Annotated in this window: 21 protein-coding genes; 7 read left to right on the plus strand and 14 right to left on the minus strand. The window is 51.6% G+C overall.

From position 1 onward, the window contains the following. Nucleotides 1–196: 196 nt before the first annotated feature. The 7 genes from mhpT to OGX95_RS05290 all read right to left on the minus strand — a co-directional run bounded on the left by mhpT (nt 197) and on the right by OGX95_RS05290 (nt 7,772). Nucleotides 197–1,411, minus strand: a complete 1,215-nt coding sequence (gene mhpT, locus OGX95_RS05260) for a 3-(3-hydroxy-phenyl)propionate transporter MhpT (protein ID WP_286628557.1) — start codon at nt 1,409–1,411, stop codon at nt 197–199. Between the two features lie 68 nt (nt 1,412–1,479). Next, on the minus strand, nt 1,480–2,493 hold the full coding sequence (gene mhpE, locus OGX95_RS05265) for a 4-hydroxy-2-oxovalerate aldolase (protein ID WP_286628558.1): 1,014 nt from the start codon (nt 2,491–2,493) through the stop codon (nt 1,480–1,482). Further along, nucleotides 2,490–3,440, minus strand: coding sequence for an acetaldehyde dehydrogenase (gene mhpF, locus OGX95_RS05270; RefSeq protein ID WP_286628559.1), 951 nt, complete (start codon nt 3,438–3,440; stop codon nt 2,490–2,492). The genes mhpE and mhpF overlap by 4 nt, the downstream gene beginning before the upstream one ends. Beyond that, nucleotides 3,437–4,246 carry a 2-keto-4-pentenoate hydratase gene (mhpD, locus tag OGX95_RS05275; RefSeq protein ID WP_286628560.1) on the minus strand — a complete coding sequence of 270 codons (810 nt, stop codon included), beginning with the start codon at nt 4,244–4,246 and terminating at the stop codon, nt 3,437–3,439. Before mhpD ends, mhpF begins: the two co-directional genes overlap by 4 nt. A 9-nt stretch (nt 4,247–4,255) precedes the next feature. Further along, nucleotides 4,256–5,122, minus strand: a complete 867-nt coding sequence (gene mhpC / locus OGX95_RS05280; RefSeq protein ID WP_286628698.1) for a 2-hydroxy-6-oxonona-2,4-dienedioate hydrolase — start codon at nt 5,120–5,122, stop codon at nt 4,256–4,258. Nucleotides 5,123–5,161: 39 nt separating this feature from the next. Next, entirely contained in the window at nt 5,162–6,106 is a 945-nt protein-coding gene (gene mhpB / locus OGX95_RS05285; RefSeq protein ID WP_271449923.1) for a 2,3-dihydroxyphenylpropionate/2,3-dihydroxicinnamic acid 1,2-dioxygenase, read from the minus strand. Between the two features lies 1 nt (nt 6,107). Next, complete coding sequence (locus OGX95_RS05290) at nt 6,108–7,772, minus strand: bifunctional 3-(3-hydroxy-phenyl)propionate/3-hydroxycinnamic acid hydroxylase (RefSeq protein ID WP_286628561.1); 1,665 nt, start codon at nt 7,770–7,772, stop codon at nt 6,108–6,110. Nucleotides 7,773–7,963: 191 nt separating this feature from the next. Between OGX95_RS05290 and OGX95_RS05295 the strand changes: the two genes are divergently transcribed. The 3 genes from OGX95_RS05295 to catA all read left to right on the plus strand — a co-directional run bounded on the left by OGX95_RS05295 (nt 7,964) and on the right by catA (nt 10,049). Then, entirely contained in the window at nt 7,964–8,776 is an 813-nt protein-coding gene (locus OGX95_RS05295; protein WP_286628562.1) for a DNA-binding transcriptional regulator, read from the plus strand. A 135-nt stretch (nt 8,777–8,911) separates the two neighbouring features. Beyond that, nucleotides 8,912–9,223, plus strand: coding sequence for a putative quinol monooxygenase (locus OGX95_RS05300; RefSeq protein WP_286628564.1), 312 nt, complete (start codon nt 8,912–8,914; stop codon nt 9,221–9,223). Between the two features lie 148 nt (nt 9,224–9,371). After that, nucleotides 9,372–10,049, plus strand: a complete 678-nt coding sequence (gene catA / locus OGX95_RS05305) for a type A chloramphenicol O-acetyltransferase (RefSeq protein WP_286628565.1) — start codon at nt 9,372–9,374, stop codon at nt 10,047–10,049. Between the two features lie 125 nt (nt 10,050–10,174). Here catA and OGX95_RS05310 read toward each other — a convergent pair whose 3' ends face one another. From OGX95_RS05310 to OGX95_RS22930, 4 genes are all read right to left on the minus strand, one after another. Beyond that, nucleotides 10,175–10,627, minus strand: a complete 453-nt coding sequence (locus OGX95_RS05310) for an acyltransferase (RefSeq protein ID WP_286628567.1) — start codon at nt 10,625–10,627, stop codon at nt 10,175–10,177. Nucleotides 10,628–10,863: 236 nt separating this feature from the next. Then, nucleotides 10,864–11,580, minus strand: coding sequence for a YebC/PmpR family DNA-binding transcriptional regulator (locus OGX95_RS05315; RefSeq protein WP_286628568.1), 717 nt, complete (start codon nt 11,578–11,580; stop codon nt 10,864–10,866). Nucleotides 11,581–12,307: 727 nt separating this feature from the next. Continuing rightward, nucleotides 12,308–12,991 (minus strand): hypothetical protein, encoded by a 684-nt coding sequence (locus tag OGX95_RS05320; protein WP_286628569.1) that lies wholly within the window; start codon nt 12,989–12,991, stop codon nt 12,308–12,310. Nucleotides 12,992–13,523: 532 nt separating this feature from the next. Beyond that, nucleotides 13,524–13,748, minus strand: coding sequence for a hypothetical protein (locus OGX95_RS22930; protein WP_353655419.1), 225 nt, complete (start codon nt 13,746–13,748; stop codon nt 13,524–13,526). A 328-nt stretch (nt 13,749–14,076) separates the two neighbouring features. Here OGX95_RS22930 and OGX95_RS05330 point away from each other — a divergent pair, with 328 nt between their 5' ends. After that, nucleotides 14,077–14,688, plus strand: coding sequence for a cysteine hydrolase family protein (locus OGX95_RS05330; protein WP_286628572.1), 612 nt, complete (start codon nt 14,077–14,079; stop codon nt 14,686–14,688). Between the two features lie 39 nt (nt 14,689–14,727). Here OGX95_RS05330 and OGX95_RS05335 read toward each other — a convergent pair whose 3' ends face one another. Together OGX95_RS05335 and OGX95_RS05340 are read right to left on the minus strand one after the other, a co-directional pair. Further along, nucleotides 14,728–15,204: a cold-shock protein gene (locus tag OGX95_RS05335; protein ID WP_048212495.1), complete on the minus strand. Its 477-nt coding sequence runs from the start codon at nt 15,202–15,204 to the stop codon at nt 14,728–14,730. 86 nt (nt 15,205–15,290) lie between these two features. Then, nucleotides 15,291–15,536 (minus strand): YmjA family protein, encoded by a 246-nt coding sequence (locus OGX95_RS05340; RefSeq protein ID WP_005127954.1) that lies wholly within the window; start codon nt 15,534–15,536, stop codon nt 15,291–15,293. Nucleotides 15,537–16,021: 485 nt separating this feature from the next. On the opposite strand from OGX95_RS05340, the gene OGX95_RS05345 reads away from it, so the two are divergent. Both OGX95_RS05345 and OGX95_RS05350 read left to right on the plus strand, forming a co-directional pair. Further along, entirely contained in the window at nt 16,022–16,798 is a 777-nt protein-coding gene (locus OGX95_RS05345; RefSeq protein WP_286628573.1) for an MBL fold metallo-hydrolase, read from the plus strand. An 18-nt stretch (nt 16,799–16,816) separates the two neighbouring features. Beyond that, complete coding sequence (locus tag OGX95_RS05350) at nt 16,817–17,767, plus strand: GlxA family transcriptional regulator (RefSeq protein ID WP_286628575.1); 951 nt, start codon at nt 16,817–16,819, stop codon at nt 17,765–17,767. On the opposite strand, the gene OGX95_RS05355 is transcribed toward OGX95_RS05350, so the two are convergent. Next, a complete protein-coding gene (locus tag OGX95_RS05355; protein ID WP_286628576.1) occupies nt 17,764–18,414 on the minus strand; it encodes a class I SAM-dependent DNA methyltransferase in 651 nt (216 codons plus the stop codon). The genes OGX95_RS05350 and OGX95_RS05355 overlap by 4 nt on opposite strands. Nucleotides 18,415–18,539: 125 nt before the next feature. Here OGX95_RS05355 and OGX95_RS05360 point away from each other — a divergent pair, with 125 nt between their 5' ends. Continuing rightward, nucleotides 18,540–19,634: a LacI family DNA-binding transcriptional regulator gene (locus OGX95_RS05360; RefSeq protein WP_286628700.1), complete on the plus strand. Its 1,095-nt coding sequence runs from the start codon at nt 18,540–18,542 to the stop codon at nt 19,632–19,634. The last annotated feature ends 82 nt before the right edge of the window (nt 19,635–19,716 follow it).

Raw genomic sequence — 19,716 nt, forward strand, 5'->3', positions numbered from 1 at the left:
CCCCTGCACCAGACGCAGATGACCACGCCTGGCGCTTAATACCGGGTGAGGATTAATAATCAGATACAAAAAGGGCCGCCAGCTCATAACGCCTCCGTTGCCAGGCTTTATATAAACTCTGGCAACGTGGTCGTCGGCTGGCGTTCACCCGGAAGTGGGAACCGTATCTCCCCCGCTCATACAACCGAATGAGCGCTTAAGCACCGCTGTCTGGAATCGGCATCTGAGATTTGCGGTTCATCAGGATAAATACTGCCAGACCGGCCAGCAGAATGCCCGGCGCGGAGGCCGCCATCACGCCTACCGTTCCGGTGCCCAGCGCCAGCATTTTGCCCGCCAGCAGCGGGCCGCTCATCGCGCCTAAGCGCCCAACCGCCACGGCAGTGCCTACGCCGGTGGCGCGGATTGACGTGTTGTAAAACAGCGGCGCCAGCGCATACAGCACGCTTTGTCCTCCGGTGGCAAACATGCCAGCAACAAAGCCGGCCATCAGCATGCCGCTCCATGACGAAACCGTCCCCAACGCCAGCAACGAGACCAGCATACCGGTGTAAATCAGTAATGACATCACCACCGGGCGCAGTTTGTCCATCAACGCCCCGAGGATTAACGTGCCGCTGGCCGCACCGATTTGCAGGGCAAACATCACGCCTGCCGCCTGGGATGGGCGAAAGCCCTGCTCGACCAGCAGCATCGGCAGCCAGTTGATCAGCATGTACACCACCAGCAGGGTGAAGAAATAGCACAGCCACAGCAGCAGCGTGGCGGTCGCGGTCGCGGGTGCGAACAGCGCGCGCAGCGGCGCAGGTGCCGCCTGTATTTGCTGGGTATAAACCTGTGATTCCGGCAGCCAGCGCATCAACAGCGGCACCAGCAGCAGCGGGATCACGCCTCCTACCCAGAATACCGTTTGCCAGGCAGACGCCAGGCCGCTAAACCCGAGCGCCGCCGCCAGCGCCGCACCAATTGGCACACCGCAGTACATCAGGCTCACCGCCGTACCACGAAAACGCGGGCCCGCGGCTTCGGAGGTTAACGCAATCAGGTTCGGCAATGCGGCTCCCAGCCCGACGCCGGTCATCAGGCGGGCGATGACTAACGTTGAAAAGTCCCACGACAGCGCCGTTGCCAGGGAGAACAGGCCAAACAGCGCCACGGAGCCAATGAGAATGCGCTTGCGCCCATAGCGGTCGGCCAGCATGCCGCCCACCAACGCGCCGGGCAGTAATCCCAAAATCCCGGCGCTGAAGATCCAGCCCATTTGCATTTTATCCAGCGCAAAGGCTTGAGCGATACCAACGGCAGCGATACCGGCGGCTTGTAAATCCAGCCCCTCCATCAGGGCAACTAAAAAACACAGCCCGACGGTCAGCGTCAGGCGCGAAGAGGATGCGGAGGTACGGGTCGTCATAAGATGTCCCTCAGAGGTCACGATGCAGGTGAATCGCGGCTGATACATTGCCAGCCGCGTAATCATTTTTACTTGCTGTTGCGCAGATCCAGCGCCACATCAACGATCATATCTTCCTGGCCGCCGACCATTCGGCGTTTGCCCAGTTCCACCAAAATATCTACCGCGCTCAGACCGTAACGCGCTGCCGCCACTTCGCAATGGCGCAGGAAGCTGGAGTACACCCCGGCATAACCCAGCGCCAGTGTTTCACGATCCACCCGCACCGGGCGATCCTGCAGCGGGCGCACCAGATCGTCGGCGGCGTCCATCAACGCATAAAGATCGGTGCCGTGCTGCCAGCCGAGCTTATCCGCTGCGGCGATAAACACCTCCAGCGGCGCATTACCTGCACCTGCGCCCATCCCCGCGAGGCTGGCATCAATACGATCGCAGCCCTCTTCTACCGCGGCAATTGAATTCGCCACACCGAGGCTCAGGTTATGGTGGGCGTGCATCCCGGTTTCTGTTTCCGGTTTCAGTACGGCTTTCAGGGCGCGGAAGCGGTCGCGGATATCGCTCATATTCATCGCCCCGCCGGAATCAACCACATAAATACAGGTTGCGCCGTAGTTTTCCATCAGCTTCGCCTGCTGAGCGAGGTTTTCCGGCGTGGTCATGTGGCTCATCATCAGAAAGCCGACGGTGTCCATACCCAGCTCGCGCGCATACTGAATATGCTGGGCTGACACATCCGCTTCGGTGCAGTGGGTCGCCACGCGCACCACCCGCGCACCGGCCTGCCAGGCATTTTTCAGGTCGTGAATGGTGCCGATACCTGGCAGCAACAGCGTGGCGATTTTAGCGTGCTTCACCACCTCCGCCGCGGCCTCAATCCACTCCAGGTCGCTGTGTGCACCAAAGCCGTAGTTAAAACTGGAACCCTGTAGACCGTCGCCGTGCGCCACTTCAATGGAATCGACTCGCGCGTCGTCCAGCGCTTTGGCAATCTGGCGCACGTTTTCCAGCGAATACTGGTGACGAATGGCGTGCATGCCGTCGCGCAGGGTCACGTCAGAGATATAGAGTTTTTTACCGTTCATGCTGCTTCTCCTGCCTGACAGGTAAGTGACTGCGCCATTTTCTCGGCGGTCGCCAGCGCACTGGAGGTCATAATATCGAGGTTACCGGCGTAGGCTGGCAGGTAGTGCGCCGCGCCTTCCACTTCCAGATAGACGGCGGTTTTCAGCCCGGAGAACTGACCGATGCCCGGCAGATTGACCGGTTTATCCTCAGGGATGACGTCAAACTGCACGCGCTGTTTCAGGCGATAGCCCGGCACATACGCCTGTACCGCCGCCGCCATTTCATTAATCGACGCCTCAATTTCCGCCTGAGAAGCGTCTTCGCTCAGCACATACACCGTATCGCGCATCATCAGCGGCGGCTCTGCCGGGTTAAGCACAATAATGGCTTTACCTTTTTCCGCGCCACCCACCACTTCAATCGCCTTCGACGTGGTTTCAGTAAACTCATCAATATTGGCGCGGGTGCCCGGCCCCGCCGATTTGCTGGCAATTGAGGCAATAATCTCGGCGTAATGGACGCGTGCCACGCGAGAAACCGCCGCGACCATTGGGATAGTCGCCTGCCCGCCGCAGGTCACCATATTGACGTTCTGCTGATCGACGTTAGCGTCCAGATTCACCACCGGTACGCAGTATGGGCCAATGGCCGCGGGTGTGAGATCGATCAGGCGAATGCCCGGTTTCACCGCCCGTAAGGCGGCGTCGTTTTTCACGTGCGCGCCCGCGCTGGTGGCATCAAACACGATGTCGATGTCGGCAAATTCAGGCATGGCTATTAACCCCGTCACACCTTCATGGGTGGTGGCGACGCCCATACGCCTGGCGCGTGCCAGACCATCGGATTCTGGGTCAATACCAACCATCACCGCCATTTCCAGATACGTGCCGTGACGCAGAATTTTTATCATCAAATCGGTGCCGATGTTGCCGGAGCCGATAATGGCGACTTTACGCTTACTCATGACTGACTTCCTTTTGACACCGCCGCAGAAAACGTGGCGGCAACTGAACCAATACCCTCAATATGGGCTTCAAAACGATCGCCCGCATTCACCGCCACCATTGGACCTAACGCCCCGGTGAGAATGATGTCTCCCGCACGCAGAGGCTCACCGAGGCTGGCCATTTTGCGTGCCAGCCAGACAGCGGCGTTGATCGGATGCCCCAGACATTCGCTGCCGCGCCCGCTGGAGACCTCTTCGTTATTGCGCGTCATTTTCATCGCGCAGTTTTTCAAATCTAACCCTGCCAGACGCTGTGCCGGGCCACCGACCACATACACGCCGCAGGAGGCGTTATCCGCCACGGTATCAACAAACTTGATTGACCAGTCGCGGATACGGCTGCCGACCACTTCCAGTGCCGGTAATACCCACGCGATGGCGTTAACCAGCTCGTCAAAGGTGGTGTCGGCATTGGGCAGATCTCGGTTCAGAACCAGCGCAATCTCCGCTTCAATACGCGGTTGCAGCACGCGCTCAAACGCAATGGTTTCGTTATCGCCATAGCACATGTCGGCAAACAGCGTGCCGAAGTCCGGTTGATTGACGCCCAGCTGTTGCTGCACCTTCGGGTGCGTCAGCCCCACTTTGCGCCCGACCACGCGACGCCCACGCGCCACGTCGTACTGCACGTTGATGCGTTGAATAGCGTAAGCCGCCTCGGCGTTGTCCATGCCAATCAGCTCACGCAATGGCCCTATCGCTTCGCCCTTTTCCTCCGCCTGACGTAAATCGGCGGCTAACTGTTCAAGATTTTGCTTCGTCATATCCATTCCTTAAGGGCGTGCGAGGAAGTTCAGCACCAGCTGATTAAAGGCTTCCGCATGTTCCCACTGCGCCCAGTGCCCACAGTCGCGGTAGATGTGCAGTTCAGAACCGGCAATTCCGGAGAGCAGGCGCAGACCGGCGTCCATCGGCACAAAGCGGTCGTTGCGTCCCCAGACAATCAGGGTCTGGGCTTTAATTTCCGCCAGACGCGGGCCAAAGTCAGGGAACTGTTTCGGGTTCGCTTCCAGGCTCTGAACAAAGTTTTCCAGGTGGTCGCGGCGCGACAGCATGTTGTTCAGACGCGCTTCAAACAGCGCTTCGGTGAGATCGCTTGTGTCGAAAACAAAGATCTCCATCATCAGTTTCAGGTTCTCGATGGTCGGTTCGCGGTACAGCTGATTCAGGCGCTTGATGCCTTCGGTTGGCATCGGCGTAAACAGGCTCATGCCGCCCGTCCCGCCGCCCATCAGCACCAGCTTGCCCACGCGCTCCGGCCAGCTCAGGGTAAATGCTACGGAACTGTGCCCCCCCATCGAGTTGCCCAGCAGGTGGATTTTCTGAATATCCAGTTGATCGACCACGCTTTTCAGGATGCGGGCATTGAGATCGGATCGCGACCCACGGTTAACGATCCCATCGCTTTTGCCCCAGCCAGGACAATCCAGCAGGATCACCCGGTAACCGGCCTCCACCAGCGGATCGATATTACGGCTGAAGTTCGCCCAGCCCGTCGCGCCCGGACCGGAGCCATGTAACAGCACGACGGTTTCTTCGCCCTGTCCACAGTCATTAAAATGCACACGCAGGGTTTCACCTGCTTCCTGCACCTCAAGAAAACGGCTGGTGGAGGCTTCGGTTTGCGGTTGGTAAGTCATCATGTTCTCCTGCATATTCAGTTCTGTTTCAGTTCTGTTTCAGTTCTGTGTAGTGGCGCTCAGGGAGCCAAATCCGGCGATCCACTCCGGGATCGGGCGGTAATAACGGCCTTCGCTGCGCCAGTTACCAAAGGCAGAAATGGCGGCAAAGGCAGCAACCCAGGTTTTCACTTCGTGCGTTGATTTGCCCGCCATCGCGGACAGCTCTTCGTTACTGACCGTGTCCAGCTCCTGCAAACGTCCCTGCTCAAGCAGGGTCATAAAGCGGTTATCCCAGACGGGGTTAAGCGGGTGCAGCGTGTTTTGATCGGTCACGAACTTCTCGGCGGCGCTGATTACCCGCTGCTGGCGCAGTTCTCGCTCGTTTTCGGGTAGCTGTTTGCCGCTGCCGAGCAGGCGGTCACGCATGTGCGCATCAGCCTTTGCCAGCTCCGGTACCGGCGGCTGATGCGACAGCCCGCCGGAGCCTAAAAACAGCACGCGCTTATTCAGCGAACTGGCGAAACGACCAATCGCTTCGCCGAGCATGCGGGTACGCTGGAAGCCCGGTAGCGGCGTGGCGACGCCGTTAATAAACACGGGTAACACTGGCACCTTATCCAGACCGCCGAGCAGAAACTCCAGCGGCTGCGCGAAGCCGTGATCGACCTGCATGTTGTAGGACACGGCGAGATCGATGCCGCTTTTCATCACCGCGTGGGCACAAGCTTCAGCGAGATCTGTTGGCACCGGCAGTTCCCCCGCTGCGCTGCCGAAATCGCCAATCGCCGTGGCCCCCACGCCTAAACAGAAGGGCGGCATCACGTCGTAGAAAAAACCGTTGTAATGATCGGGGGCAAACAACACCACCAGTTCAGGATCGAACGCCGCAATGCGCGCACGGGCGCTGGCGATCACGCCGTTGACTTCATCGAGCACGGCCTGCGCCGGGTCGACATAGCCCACCAGCGGCGAATGGGAAAGACAGTGAAGATAAGCGTGCATATCAGGCTACCTTTTCAACGGGAACAGCGGCATTGGCGCGGGTAAGCGTCATCACCGACGCCAGTTTATTCAGGGTATTGCCCAGGGTTTGCGGAATGGCAACGGCAGCAACAAAGCGATCCGGGCGCATCACCACCAGCGCGGCGTTATGCTGAGAAAACCAGGCACGCAAGCGGTTCTGCGTATCACCAATGCGGATAACGCCGTCATGGTTATCCTGCTCGGTATTAATCTGGGTATCCGGCACCACCTGGATAAACCGCGTGCCAAGCGCGCGCCACTGCTGGATTTGCGCCTCGTTCATGCCCCACTGCGGATTACAGCCCCAGCCAATCACCGCAAAATTCGCTCCGATAACGTTGTCGAGCAGCGTCACCTCGCCTGTTTCCAGCGTCACTTTCGGCTGGATAAACATCTTGCCGACCGGTGACGTTTTCGCCTCGCCTTCACGCACCAGCGCCCCGACGTGGTACTGCGGCATCGGTTTAAAACGCATTTCCAGGAAGTAGCGTTTGACCGGCGGAATGTAGTTCAGCAGCCAGGAAACCCCGTCGCGCACCGCGCCGTGCCAGCGTTTCGGCGGTGCCAGCACGTTGCCTGCGGTAACGGACAAATCAATCATCGCTTTGGCGTGGTCACGGCGTTCCTGCTGGTAGGTATCCAGCAGCGCATCACCGGCTTTACCGTTGATAACCAGCGCCAGTTTCCACGCCAGGTTGAAGGCATCGCGCATGCCGCTGTTGTAACCCTGCCCCTGCCAGACCGGCATAATGTGCGCCGCGTCGCCAGCCAGCAGTACGCGGTCAATGCGAAAACGTTCGGCCAGACGGGCGTTATGGGTATAGACGCGTTGGCGGATCAGTTCGACGTTATCCGGGTTCGGCAGTACTTTGCTCAACAGCTGGCGCATATTTTGCGGCTCACTCAGTTGCGCTTCGGTTTCCCCCGGCATCACCATAAACTCAAAACGACGCACCGCATGCGGCAGTGCGGCAGAGACATAGGGACGCACCGGATCGCAGCACAAATAGACATGCGGCGTGCTGAGCGGATCGTTGGCGATATCCACCACAATCCACTGATTCGGCGCGGTTTTTCCTTCAAACGGTACATTCAACGAACGTCTGACATTGCTGCCACCACCATCGCAGGCCACCAGCCACTGCGCTTTCACCGTTTCACGCTGACCGTCTGGCGCTTTCAGGTTCAGTGTCACTTCGCCGTTTTGTTGGCCGAAGGCTTCCAGTTCGCGGGAGAACAGGCAGCGCACATTGGGAAAACGCGACAGCCCTTCCAGCATCACTGCGTCCACCTGTGGCTGAATAAACGCGTTACGGCGCGACCAGCCAAATTCATCGGTCATCGGCTGGATATCGGCAAAGCAACGGCCTTTCGGGGTAAGAAAGCGCATCGCGTGCCACGGCGTGGTGTGCGGCAAAACGTTTTCGACCAGGCCAACGGACTGCATGGTGCGCAGCGCTTCATCGTCAATGCCGATGGCACGGGGATAGTCGATCAGTTTGTCGAGTTTCTCCACCACCAGTACCTCAATGCCCATCTGGCCAAGGTAGTTAGCCATCATCAGCCCTACCGGGCCGGCACCGGCAATCGCCACCTGCACGGCGTGCTGTACAGCGGGCTGGATATCCGGGTTTATCGTTGTCATTTCAGAACCTCACTACTCGGACAAAACGCAATTGCAGGCCCTGGCGAGACGCAATTCATTTTGTTAAAAAGATGTAAATTATTTTTTATTGTGCGGTCAGTATAGGAGTGAGTTTTTGCGCTACAATCAAAACATGCCTGGACGTGCACTAAGTGCACAACGTTGTTTTACCTGTAGATTTGTCAATAAATATGAAAAATGACGACGGTACCGAATACAAAACCGTACGCGGATTAACGCGCGGATTAATGTTATTAAATATGTTAAACCGACTCGATGGTGGAGCCAGTGTTGGCCTGCTGGCTGAGCTGAGCGGCCTGCACCGCACTACGGTCAGGCGACTGCTGGAAACGTTACAGGATGAGGGTTACGTCCGGCGCAGTCTTTCCGATGACAGCTTTCGTTTAACCATTAAAGTCCGCCAGCTCAGTGAGGGATTTCGTGACGAGCAGTGGATTTCTGCCCTGGCTGCCCCGCTGCTGGGAGATTTGCTGCGCGAGGTCATCTGGCCGACCGATGTTTCCACCCTGGATGTGGATGCAATGGTGGTACGTGAAACCACCCACCGCTTCAGCCGCTTATCGTTTCACCGCGCGATGGTTGGACGTCGCTTACCGCTATTGAAAACCGCCTCCGGCCTGACCTGGCTGGCATTTTGCCCGGAGAATGAACGTCAGGAACTGATCGAGATGCTGGCCTCGCGACCCGGAGAAGAATACCAGTTAGCGCGAGAGCCACTGAAGCTCAATGCCATCCTGACCCGCGCGCGAAAAGACGGCTTTGGCCAGAACTATCGCGGCTGGGATCAGGAGGAGAAAATCGCCTCCATCGCCGTCCCCATTCGCAGTGAACAGCGGGTGATCGGTTGCCTGAATCTGGTGTATATGGCCAGCGCGATGAGCATCGAACAGGCTGCAGAAAAACATCTTCCGGCCTTACAAAAGGTGGCAAAACAGATAGAGGATGGCGTCGAGTCGCAGGAAATTTTGGTTGCCGGGAGGTGAGGTGGATCACAGTTATACACATCATCTGATTGATAGCTGGAATGATTCACTCATCAGTCGATATCACGTGGTGTCATCTTGCTTAAATAATATCTTCATTGCAGAGTGTGCATTCATTTTCTGCCAGGAGGCTACATGTTAAAGGTCATTGCTGAAGATTTTATCAAACCTGAATATATTGAAACCGTTCTCCCTTTGTATCGTGAACTCATATCCGCCACGAAGAAAGAACCGCTCTGTCTTGCTTATGACCTCTATATTGATGAAAAAGATCCCGGGCATTTTATTTTTATAGAAGAATGGCCAAACCACGCGGCGCTCGATGAACATTGTGCGAGTGAGCATTTCAGACGACTTGTGCCGTTAATCGATCAATACACGCGCAAAGAAGCACGTTACATATTGATGAATGGTATCGTAAATCCAGGGGTGCAAAGTCTCTTGTGAAGAAGAGTTAATCTTTCCTCCTGTATAAGGATACGCTACTCTCACAAATGCGTTCGCTGGTAACATACTTCGGGACATGCAGGGTGATTAAGTCATGGAAAGACTTAGGCTAAAATATGATATTTGATTGCAAATCAAAGGATAAAAAATGAAAAAAACGACGCCAGAATATACGACTGTTGACTTATCTCATTGGGCGAGGAAAGAGCATTTTGAGGTATTTCAGTCTTTTGCTCAAAGTACAATTAACCAAACTGTTCTGTTAGACATTACCGCAGTACTAAAACATATAAAAAAGATTGGCTGGAAATTCTACCCTACTATGATTTCCCTCCTTTCTAAAGTTGTCAACAAGCATACTGAATTCCGTATGGCCGTAAAGAACAATGAGCTTGTCATATGGAATGAAATTCATCCAAGCTATACCATTTTCCATAATGAAACTGAGACTTTTTCATCATTATGGAGCCGCTACGATGGCAATATTCATCACTTTCAAAACACTTATTCAGAAGACGTGACACGCTATTGTAATAATCTTTCTTATTGGCCGAAGGGAGAATCTCCGGAAAATGTATTTTTCGTATCGGCTATTCCTTGGGTAAGTTTTACCAGTTTTAATATCAACATTGCGAACATGCAGAACTTTTTTGCCCCCATGTTTACACTTGGAAAATACTATGAACAAGATGGGAAAGTCTTGTTACCTCTCGCCGTTCAGGTACATCACTCCGTGTGCGATGGTTTCCATTTAGCAAGACTAATCAATGAACTACAGGAAATGAGTCATGACCTGCGGCACCATTCAGAAGAACGTAACGTCTGATGCAGCAGACGTTTCTTTATATGGCGTGAGCAGCAAGAATAGTCGCCCCGTCTGCGAACAAGAGGGGTTGACATGAACAGTCCGGGAAGAACATAAATTTGGGTTCGCGATGGCAAAGGTAATACTTAAAGCTTTCGCAAAAGTCTGGCCGGATTGCCAGCATACACGCCTTTTACCAGCACGGGCTTTGTCACCACACTACCGGCACCAATCACCGCACCACTGCAAATTTCCGTTGTTAAAATTGTGGCTCCACTCCCCACCGTTACTGCGTTGCCTAATACAATATTAATCCAGCTTTTTGCAGAAGCGTCAGGACTTCCGCTCTTGAAAAGATCGTTAGCAAAGGTCACGCCATGCCCTATAAAGCAGTCCTCGCCTAAGGTAACGTTCTCACAGATGAAAGTATGGGACTGCACTTTAGTTCTATCGCCTATGACGCATCCCTTTTGTATCTCAACAAATGGTCCGACAAACACATCATGGCCCAGCTCGCATTCATAAAGATTCACAGGCATGACTATTGTGACATTTTTACCTTGTTTTACGTCACGAATACCACTTTCAATAATATTCATATCAGCATTGTCCTTACTCAAGATAATACGGTTCAGTATTGAAAACCTGAACGTGCAGGAGCTCCTTTGCCATAGATTATCAGATAGTTAAGGCCAGGAATTTAAATTAATGCTTTTCTTTTAGTAATAGTATTTTATCTGTTTTTTATAATCAACACATCTTATCAGACATGTTGATCATAACAAACTTACAATTTATAAAATCTGCCACAATGACAGATTTCTTTAATTTATAATTAGAGATTTGCAACGTTATGATATATTTTTTGAACATCATCATCATCTTCAAGGGCATCAACAAGTCCTTCAAAGATTTCTAAATCTTCTGGTGAAAGTTCAATTTCTGATTGAGCAATCATTTCTAATTCTGTTGTTGAAAACTCAGTAATTCCAGCTGCTTTGAGGGCTGCAATGCCTTTATGAAGATCCGTAGCTTCAGTATAAATAACAATACTACCTTCTTCTTCGGTTACATCACGAACATCAACTTCAGCTTCAAGCAAAATTTCAAAAATATGATCTGGGTCAGTGCCTTTAAATACAATGACTCCGGTATTGTCAAACATATAGCTGACAGAACCCGCCGCACCGATATTTCCGCCTTTTTTATTGAAGATTGAGCGAATATTAGCAATCGTACGGTTAACATTTGAAGTCAACGTTTCAGCGATAATCATTGAACCGCTTGGTCCAAAGCCTTCATAACGCCCTGCCATGAACGTTTCATCGCCGCCACCTTTGGCTTTATCTATTGCTTTATCAATAACATGCTTTGGAACTTGTGCTTGTTTTGCACGTTCAATAACGAATTTTAAAGCTGTGTTTAATTCCGGGTCTGGTTCACCTTGTTTAGCAGCAGCATAGATTTCCACACCGAATTTTGAATATACTTTAGACGTTGCACCGTCTTTAGCCGTTTTTTTACCAACAATATTGGCCCATTTACGTCCCACTGGAAGAGTCTCCTCGACAATTTATTTGCATGACAGGCAGGTTAATAACCAGCCTGTTTTTCCCGGCACATTATATCATCATATGTAAATTCTCGTCTATGGAAAATAAAAATATCCAAACTTTACGGGGTGTTACTTTAATTTCATCAATAATTAACATTATGGATAAGATATTTCCAAACTCCCTTTTGGGGCTTTTGTTTTTATTATTAATCATTGAGCCGCAGCAATAATAGATAAGACAAGAGAAGCAAAAGGGATAATCCAGATATTTCCGCAGCACTATGTACAGGACGTTACAGGTCATCGTGCGAAGCACCTTACTGATCGCGTTCGCTCATCGGCGGGATCGTCTACCGGAACGGGGCAATCCCATCGACAATGCGGGATTTGGCATTACACAGGTCATAAACGGGGTCGACTCTGGAGGTTGTTATTTCAAATGGCATTTATGCAAAGTACCGACTTCGCCTTTTATATAAAACATTTACGTCTGCTTCTGGCGGGAGGCGCATGGTGCTGAAGCTCCGTTGTGAGCGAGCAGTGGATCTCGTAGAATATTGTGTGTATCTACAGAGAGCAGACCAATTGAGCAATACACATGTATCACCCTCTCTTTTATGAGGTGTAAACGCGCTGTAGACATCTGTGATGTAGCTTAAAATAGGCCTCTTTCTGAAAAAAACTAACGTTACAAGTGATCTCGTTTCCAAAAATTATTTCTAATTCACTGTTTTTCTTTCAATACTTTCGCTAAATTCTCAGCCACTTCATTACAGAAAGTGAGGCAGGAATTATAACTATTCCAGAATAACTCTTTATTTTGCAAACCAGGATCTGTTTGAATATGCCTAGAAATAAATTCATGTATTTCGTGATCTAATGAGCACCATGCTTTAGACCGAAAAAATGTATTTACTTCGCCCTGCAAATCAATTTCCTTGCAAAGCCTGTCAAGCAATATCATATAATTTATTGCCAGATTTTTCGATGTTTCAACACTGAAAGTAAAGCGAGACATTGTGAAAAGAGCATTAGTAAAATAACATTCCTCATCGTTTCCAAATAAAGATACAATAGAGGCTTTCTTTGCAAAGGCTTCTCCATACTCAGCATACGTTGTACATTTACCAGACTCCAGCATGTTACAACCGTCAGAATATATTTCACTATTGAATCTCACCATATAACAAAAGGTAGAGAGATCAGAAAAATATTCACTGCCTATCTTAATGAAACTCTCTGATTGGGGGTAGTTATCCAGCAACATTGTAGATGCGAGTTTATGAGATCTATCATTACCTTCATCAAAACGATTGAACATTTCTGAAACGTTGTACAAACCTAACTTGTTGGGCTCAAAGGAGGTACAGTTATCACGCTCAGACAATGATGCGCTTTTTAAATTCATCTTAATTCCAGTAATCACTTCCAACCACTTTTATTAATTATAATGTATTGCGCATTATACGCACATGTTGAAAAGCGAGCAACGATATGTGCAACTCACTGATTTATTTAAACTCCAAAAGCATTTGATGAGGTTGCATGTAAGAGTATAACCCTATTATTGCTATGAGTGTCATAAAATTGTCAAAGAGATTGATTTGTAGTTTACATTAAATATTTAAAGATAAAAACCCACATTAACTCTTAAAAAACTTAAGTTTTATTGTTATGGTTTTGTACGGAAATTTAATCTTAAAAACGAATTTTATTTAACACGTCGAACCAAACATTTTACAGGGAATAGTCTGTAATAGAGCGTCAGATATGGTCTTATTGTGCCATGAAATAGCCTATCCCAAATTTATTCGTACACTGTCGTATTAGTAATGTCCGCTTCTGTCACTCAAAAGACATTCAAGCCAGCATGGCCAGGGCGAACCTCCGTCATCCAGGGCAGCCATGTACTTCCGTCGAGCGCATCAGCCAGTGAAAGGCTATCTCAGTAAAAACTGCATCAGCTGAACAAAAATAAACACTATCGCAGCCAGTTGTATTGCCCGCCCTCCCCATCTGAGATATCGCCATTCATGGCGTTCTCTGGCGTCGGCTTCTTCAATGGCAGGGTCAGAATGCTTTTTTTTCTTTGTCCTGAATTCATTTATTACCCACAGAACAAAAACAACGGTAATGATGGTTTTCTGAAGTATCGGATTATCCACAAAGAGTGACTCCTGCCTGCTCGCTGATGCAAGCAGAATAGATGAACGCCCTGCACATAACCACCAAAAAATGTAGTGTGAATATTCATTTTCGTCCTGGCTGGACGTTGAGTTAATTCGGCCCATCGCAGGTTGCTCGACTGCTGACAGGCGTCCGGTATGACTGGCTGCGCTGTGCGAGGGACGGATGTTCGCAATTGTTCTCTCAGCTGGTTGCGAAATAACCAACGTTATCATATTTTATATCCACGGGGAGCGTATAACATAATGACTGTAGAGCGAACAATGCATGGATATGCTTAATTAAACAAAGAGATAAATTTCAGGTGTGATAATTATCTCATTTTTTAATTTATTATACCCAGGAGAAATAATGACTACTGCGTTACTGGTTGTTGATATGCAAAATTTTGTGACAGACAGAATAAATCAGGGCGTGGAAATGTTCCCACATAACGCAATGGATAACATGCGAACCATTCTGGACATATTCAGAAACAGCATGATTCCAGTGATACACATACGGCATCACTCCACCGAAGAGGGATCGTTATTGCATCACAGTACCCCCCTTTCTCAGCCTGTAAAAGGTTTTGAAGAAAAACAGGGGGAGCCTGTATTTGTAAAAAATACCTCATCCGCATTCAGCTCAACCGGGCTGTTAACGTATTTAAAAGACCATCAACTCTCAACGTGTATTGTTATCGGTGCCGTCGCTGGATTTTGCGTCACTTCCACGGTTAGAGCGGGGGCTGATGCAGGTCTTAAGATGACCGTGATTCAGGATGCTGTTATTAGTTTTGCACTGAAAGGCGGTGAACCGGGGGCAAAAACCATCCTGGATGTCACACTTGCGCTTCTGGCTGCGGATTTTGCTACCGTGGTAACAACAAAAGAGTTAAATGAACGGCTATCAAAAAAACCGAAACCCTGCTTTTGAAAAGAGCAGCGTTTCGGCATTCATTCACTCTGAAGGACGTCAGACTTTCAGCAGTTTCACCGTCTCGTCGATGTCGATTTCATCTTCGGAAAAGATCAGCGTCGTGCCCTGGAAGGTAGTGATCGCCAGCTTTTTCAGCGTGCGCATTTCGCCAGGCTTCACATCTGATTTCGGTCGGATGCTGTTCATCAGCACGCCGACAGACAGCACCGCGTTTTCTTTGTCGATACGGGTTTCAACCGGCACTTCTTCGCTGTACACCAGGTAAGACTTGATCGCCGTGAGCTTCAGGCGCTCGCCCGCGATATAGATGTATTTGCTGTCGGGTATGACTTTCACCGCATAGGCAGACAGGCCTTTGTTGTTGGTGGTGGGCTCAAAAGTCACCGCCGCGTCTTTCTTGATCAGCTCAGGATTAGCAACCTTAATCACATGAAAATAGCGGTTGTCGCCGTTTTCATCTTTGATAAATCCAAAGCCTTTATCTTTAAACCACGTTGTGATTGTTCCGTTCATTGCTGTTTCCGCCTGATTAAACCGAATACTCGTAGAGCATACCTACTCAATTTGCGCGCAGTGTAAAACACAGACCCTGTCTTTGGCTACTCGTTACCCCAGCGATTGAGGAACTCCGCGATATCATCAATACGCTGTGCGTCAACTCCGGCCACAGTTGCCATCTCCTGCTGCGCGTCTTCGCTGATCTCTTCGTTGTTCATCAAACGGGTGATCAGCTGCTGGAAGTAGTGCGCCAGCGCATCGCGTTCGGCATCGCTCACCGGCTTTGCGGCTTCGGTCGCGTACTCATCGGCGATATCATAATATTTTAGCGGAATGTCGTTGTTCATCAGGTGCTCCGGGGTAAATACGTGTGCCAGCAGTTGCCTGCCGCGTCTGGGGTGAATGATAGCATTGTTATTTCATGGTTCGCGATCTGTTTTATTCACTGTGATACGTTGCATTTATCCATTATATTTTCTGGAACCACTTCGTACTTAATAAACCTTCCCATACTTGATTAACTGTATTTTTATTCAGTTCGGTACAATAGTGGAGAATTAAATAGTGCTATCAAAAAGAAACATAAGCTTAGTTTAAATCAACTACCTTTAATCATTTTCCAGCACATTAAATAATTTAGACAATAACCCGGTGATTAAAAACAGCAAATAAAGGTTCGTCCCGTAGGGCTGATAAACGCCCCGCCATCTCCTACTGACATCATTGCGTTGCAATTGGCCCAATCCCATCGTTAGTCGCCCATTTGCCCACATTCATCTTCTGGACAACACTCTACGATGACACCACTGACCCAACACGTAGAGCGCACACCATGAACATCACGCAAATCCGTAATGCCACACAGCACATCACCTTTGGTGGAATGACTTTTCTGGTCGATCCTATGCTGGCAGCGAAAGGCGCATATCCGGGTTTTGCCGGAACCGCACGTGCCGAAATTCGCAACCCAACCGTCGACCTGCCCATCGACCTCGATACCCTGCTTAATGTCGATGCGCTGATCGTGACCCATCTGCATGAAGATCACTGGGACGAGGTTGCCGCTCGTGTCGTGCCGAAAGACAAACCAATCTATGTGCAAAATGACCATGATGCACACGTGCTGCGGGAGCAGGGTTTCACGCAACTCACCGTGCTGACGCAAAATACCGTCGTCGGCGCTATCACTCTGCGTAAAACTGGCGGCCAGCACGGCTCCGATCGCGCCTATGCGATTCCACAAATGGCAGAGCGCCTGGGCGATGCCTGTGGCGTTATCTTTATGCATCCGGCGGAAAAAACGCTGTATCTGGTCGGCGACACCCTCTGGCGCGACGAGGTGGAAGCCAACATGCATACATTCCAGCCCGGCGTGGTCATTCTGAACGCGGGTTTTGCCCACGTCATCGGGTTTGGCCCAATTATCATGGGTGCGGAAGATGTGCTGAAAACCCACTTCACCTTACCCGAAGCACAAATTGTAGCGACCCATATGGAGGCGATTAACCACTGTCTGCTGACCCGCGCGGCCCTGAAAGAGTACGCTCGTGATAACCAGATTGAACATTGCGTCAACGTGCCGGAAGATGGGGAAACCCTGACATTTTAATCCCGACAAAGGAATCGTATGCAGCCGCTTAACGTCGCCATTGTTGCCGTGGAAGATTTCAGCCCGTTTCACTTCTCGGTGCCATGCATCATTTTCAGTGACAAAATGGCGGCGCAAAAGCGCTTTGAGGTACAGATGTGCGCCGAAAAACCGGGCATCATCTCCTCGCAGGATGGTTTCTCCGTTACCGCAACTCACGGTTATGAAGCGGTGGAGGCCGCCGATATCGTGGTGATCCCCTGGTGGGGCACCACCGCGCATTGTCCACCGCAAAGCCTGCTTGATACGCTCAACCGTGCGCGACAAAACGGCGCACAGATTGTCGGGCTGTGCCTGGGGGCGTTTGTCCTCGGCTATGCGGGGTTACTGGATGGTAAACGGGCCGCTACGCACTGGGAGTTCGAGCAGGATTTTCAGGCACGCTTTCCGGCGGCCCACCTGGATATCAACGCCCTGTACGTGGATGACGACGGCATTATTACCTCAGCAGGTACCGCCGCCGCGCTGGATTGCTGTTTGTACGTGATCCGCCAGCGTTTTGGCAGCACGGTGGCGAATCAGATTGCCCGACGGATGATTGTGCCACCGCATCGTGAGGGCGGTCAGGCACAGTTTATTGAACAACCGGTAGCGAAAAATACCCAGGATCAACGCATCAACGCCCTGCTCGACTATTTGCGCCAGCATCTCCACGAGCCGCATCATCTCGACGTTCTGGCGCAGCGGGTGATGATGAGTCGTCGCACGCTAACCCGTCATTTTATGAAGGCCACCGGGTCAAGCGTGGCTGAATGGTTGATTACCGAGCGCCTGCGCCGCAGCCAAATCTTGCTGGAGTCCAGTCAGTTACCCGTTGAACGCATTGCCGAACAGGTCGGTTTTCTCTCCCCTATCACCTGGCGGCAGCATTTTAAATCCCACTTCGGCGTCAGTCCGGCTGAATGGCGTAAAACCTTTCGCGGCGATTAACCTCTTTTTTGCGCCAGCCAGATGGTGTGCCCGGTACAGTGCGGATCTTCCATCACCCTCTCAATCACCGTAAAGCCGTGTGCCGACAGCAATGCGTGGTACTCATCAGGCGCGAGGCTGGCGTGAAACAGTGGCTCCCCCTCAAATTGTCCCATGGCGATGCCGTTGTCCGTGCCGCTGGTAAACATCAGCGCGCTACCGGGATGGCTGAGGCGGTCAAAAATGGGGAACATCTTTTGCTGGTCCAACTGGGTTAAATGGAAAAAGCTGTCCCAGGCGATCAGACCGTCAAAAGTTTCATTTAGCGTGAGCTCGCGCATATCCTGCTCCAGCCAGCGCTGTGCGGGAAAAACGTGCCGGGCGCGCGCCAGCATCGCCGCCGAGCCATCAATCCCCGTTAGCTGCAAACCTTGCTGGATAAAATAACCGGCAATCGGCTGACCGTTTCCGCAGCCAATGTCCACAATATGGCCCTGCCCGCCCATCACCGCGATGAACTTATCCAGCCAGTTTTTTTCAAACAGCGCGCGTGAACGCTGACGGGCAAAAGCCTCCGCATGACGCCGATAGATAGAAAGAATGTTGTTTGCCGCAGCATCGCTCACGATGTCCTCACTTTTCTGCTGTTCTGTCATTATGTTAAGCATAAAGGCTGTTGACCTGCCATCGCCCAATTCATGTCCCTGGAATGCGCCTCGCAGAACCCGACCACAAATAGCCAAAAATAGTCTGCGCTGTGGCATGATAGCGCGTGGATAATGTCATGATCAGGGTGAATAATGTGAAACCGGTAACGCTATACGATGTCGCAGACCATGCAGGCGTCTCTTACCAGACCGTCTCACGCGTCGTGAATCAGGCCAGCCACGTTTCCACCAAAACCCGGCAAAAAGTTGAGGCCGCGATGGCGGAGCTCAATTACATTCCTAACCGCGTCGCGCAGCAACTGGCGGGCAAACAAACCCCGCTGATTGGCGTGGTGACCGCTAACCTTGCCCTGCACGCGCCCTCGCAGATCGTTGCCGCCATAAAAAGCCGCGCCGACCAGTCTGCCGCCAGCGTGGTGATCGCCATGGTTGAGCGCAGTGGCGTTGAGGCGTGTAAAGCCGCGGTACACAACCTGCTTTCTCAACGCGTAACCGGGCTTATCATCAACTATCCACTGGATGAAGAAGACGCCATGATGGTCGCCGCCACCTGCGGCACGGTGCCCGTATTGTTTCTCGATGTCTCTGACAAGGCGCCGATTAATAGCGTCGTTTTCTCCCATGATGACGGCGCACGACTCGGCGTTGAACATTTGATTCAACACGGACATCGGCGCATTGCCCTGCTGGCCGGGCCGCACTCATCGGTCTCCGCCAGGTTAAGGCATAGCGGCTGGCATAAATATCTGGCGCACTATCAGCTACGTCCCATTGCGGAACGTGAAGGTGACTGGAGTGCCATGTCCGGCTTTCATCAAACCATGCACATGCTTAACGACGGTATCATTCCAACCGCGATGCTGGTCGCCAACGATCAAATGGCGCTGGGCGCAATGCGGGCAATCAGCGAGTCTGGGCTACGAGTTGCCGCGGACATCTCCGTGATCGGTTACGACGACACCGAGGACAGTGCCTGCTACATCCCGCCGCTGACCACCATCAGGCAGGATTTCCCCACTCTCGGACAGACCAGCGTTGACCGGTTGTTGCAGCTTACGCAGGGAATGTCCGCCCCCGGCAATCTGCTGCTGCCGGTCACGCTGGTCGAACGGAAAACCGTACTGCCGCCTGACACACAAACCGCCACGCCTCAGGTGCTGGCGGAGTCGTTGATGCAGCTGGCGCGTCAGGTGTCTCTGCTGCCATCCGGCGAACGCTAATTACTGTGAGTCAGTTCACCCATTAAACCCGCCCGGCTTTACAGCGTCTCACCGCACGCCTTATGTTTATTAAATTGTGAGC

The organism is Citrobacter sp. Cu233 (assembly GCF_030332225.1).
Classification (GTDB): domain Bacteria; phylum Pseudomonadota; class Gammaproteobacteria; order Enterobacterales; family Enterobacteriaceae; genus Citrobacter.

What these genes read in the sequence shown, in the direction of transcription:
- OGX95_RS05290 (WP_286628561.1), bottom strand. Translation starts at nt 7,772, where the DNA reads ATGACAACGATAAACCCGGATATCCAGCCCGCTGTACAGCACGCCGTG.
- OGX95_RS05340 (WP_005127954.1), bottom strand. Translation starts at nt 15,536, where the DNA reads ATGAACAACGACATTCCGCTAAAATATTATGATATCGCCGATGAGTAC.
- OGX95_RS05335 (WP_048212495.1), bottom strand. Translation starts at nt 15,204, where the DNA reads ATGAACGGAACAATCACAACGTGGTTTAAAGATAAAGGCTTTGGATTT.
- OGX95_RS05295 (WP_286628562.1), top strand. Translation starts at nt 7,964, where the DNA reads ATGAAAAATGACGACGGTACCGAATACAAAACCGTACGCGGATTAACG.
- OGX95_RS05310 (WP_286628567.1), bottom strand. Translation starts at nt 10,627, where the DNA reads ATGAATATTATTGAAAGTGGTATTCGTGACGTAAAACAAGGTAAAAAT.
- mhpB (WP_271449923.1), bottom strand. Translation starts at nt 6,106, where the DNA reads ATGCACGCTTATCTTCACTGTCTTTCCCATTCGCCGCTGGTGGGCTAT.
- mhpC (WP_286628698.1), bottom strand. Translation starts at nt 5,122, where the DNA reads ATGACTTACCAACCGCAAACCGAAGCCTCCACCAGCCGTTTTCTTGAG.
- OGX95_RS05300 (WP_286628564.1), top strand. Translation starts at nt 8,912, where the DNA reads ATGTTAAAGGTCATTGCTGAAGATTTTATCAAACCTGAATATATTGAA.
- OGX95_RS05345 (WP_286628573.1), top strand. Translation starts at nt 16,022, where the DNA reads ATGAACATCACGCAAATCCGTAATGCCACACAGCACATCACCTTTGGT.
- mhpF (WP_286628559.1), bottom strand. Translation starts at nt 3,440, where the DNA reads ATGAGTAAGCGTAAAGTCGCCATTATCGGCTCCGGCAACATCGGCACC.
- OGX95_RS05355 (WP_286628576.1), bottom strand. Translation starts at nt 18,414, where the DNA reads ATGCTTAACATAATGACAGAACAGCAGAAAAGTGAGGACATCGTGAGC.
- OGX95_RS05350 (WP_286628575.1), top strand. Translation starts at nt 16,817, where the DNA reads ATGCAGCCGCTTAACGTCGCCATTGTTGCCGTGGAAGATTTCAGCCCG.
- mhpD (WP_286628560.1), bottom strand. Translation starts at nt 4,246, where the DNA reads ATGACGAAGCAAAATCTTGAACAGTTAGCCGCCGATTTACGTCAGGCG.
- mhpE (WP_286628558.1), bottom strand. Translation starts at nt 2,493, where the DNA reads ATGAACGGTAAAAAACTCTATATCTCTGACGTGACCCTGCGCGACGGC.
- catA (WP_286628565.1), top strand. Translation starts at nt 9,372, where the DNA reads ATGAAAAAAACGACGCCAGAATATACGACTGTTGACTTATCTCATTGG.
- OGX95_RS05320 (WP_286628569.1), bottom strand. Translation starts at nt 12,991, where the DNA reads ATGAATTTAAAAAGCGCATCATTGTCTGAGCGTGATAACTGTACCTCC.
- mhpT (WP_286628557.1), bottom strand. Translation starts at nt 1,411, where the DNA reads ATGACGACCCGTACCTCCGCATCCTCTTCGCGCCTGACGCTGACCGTC.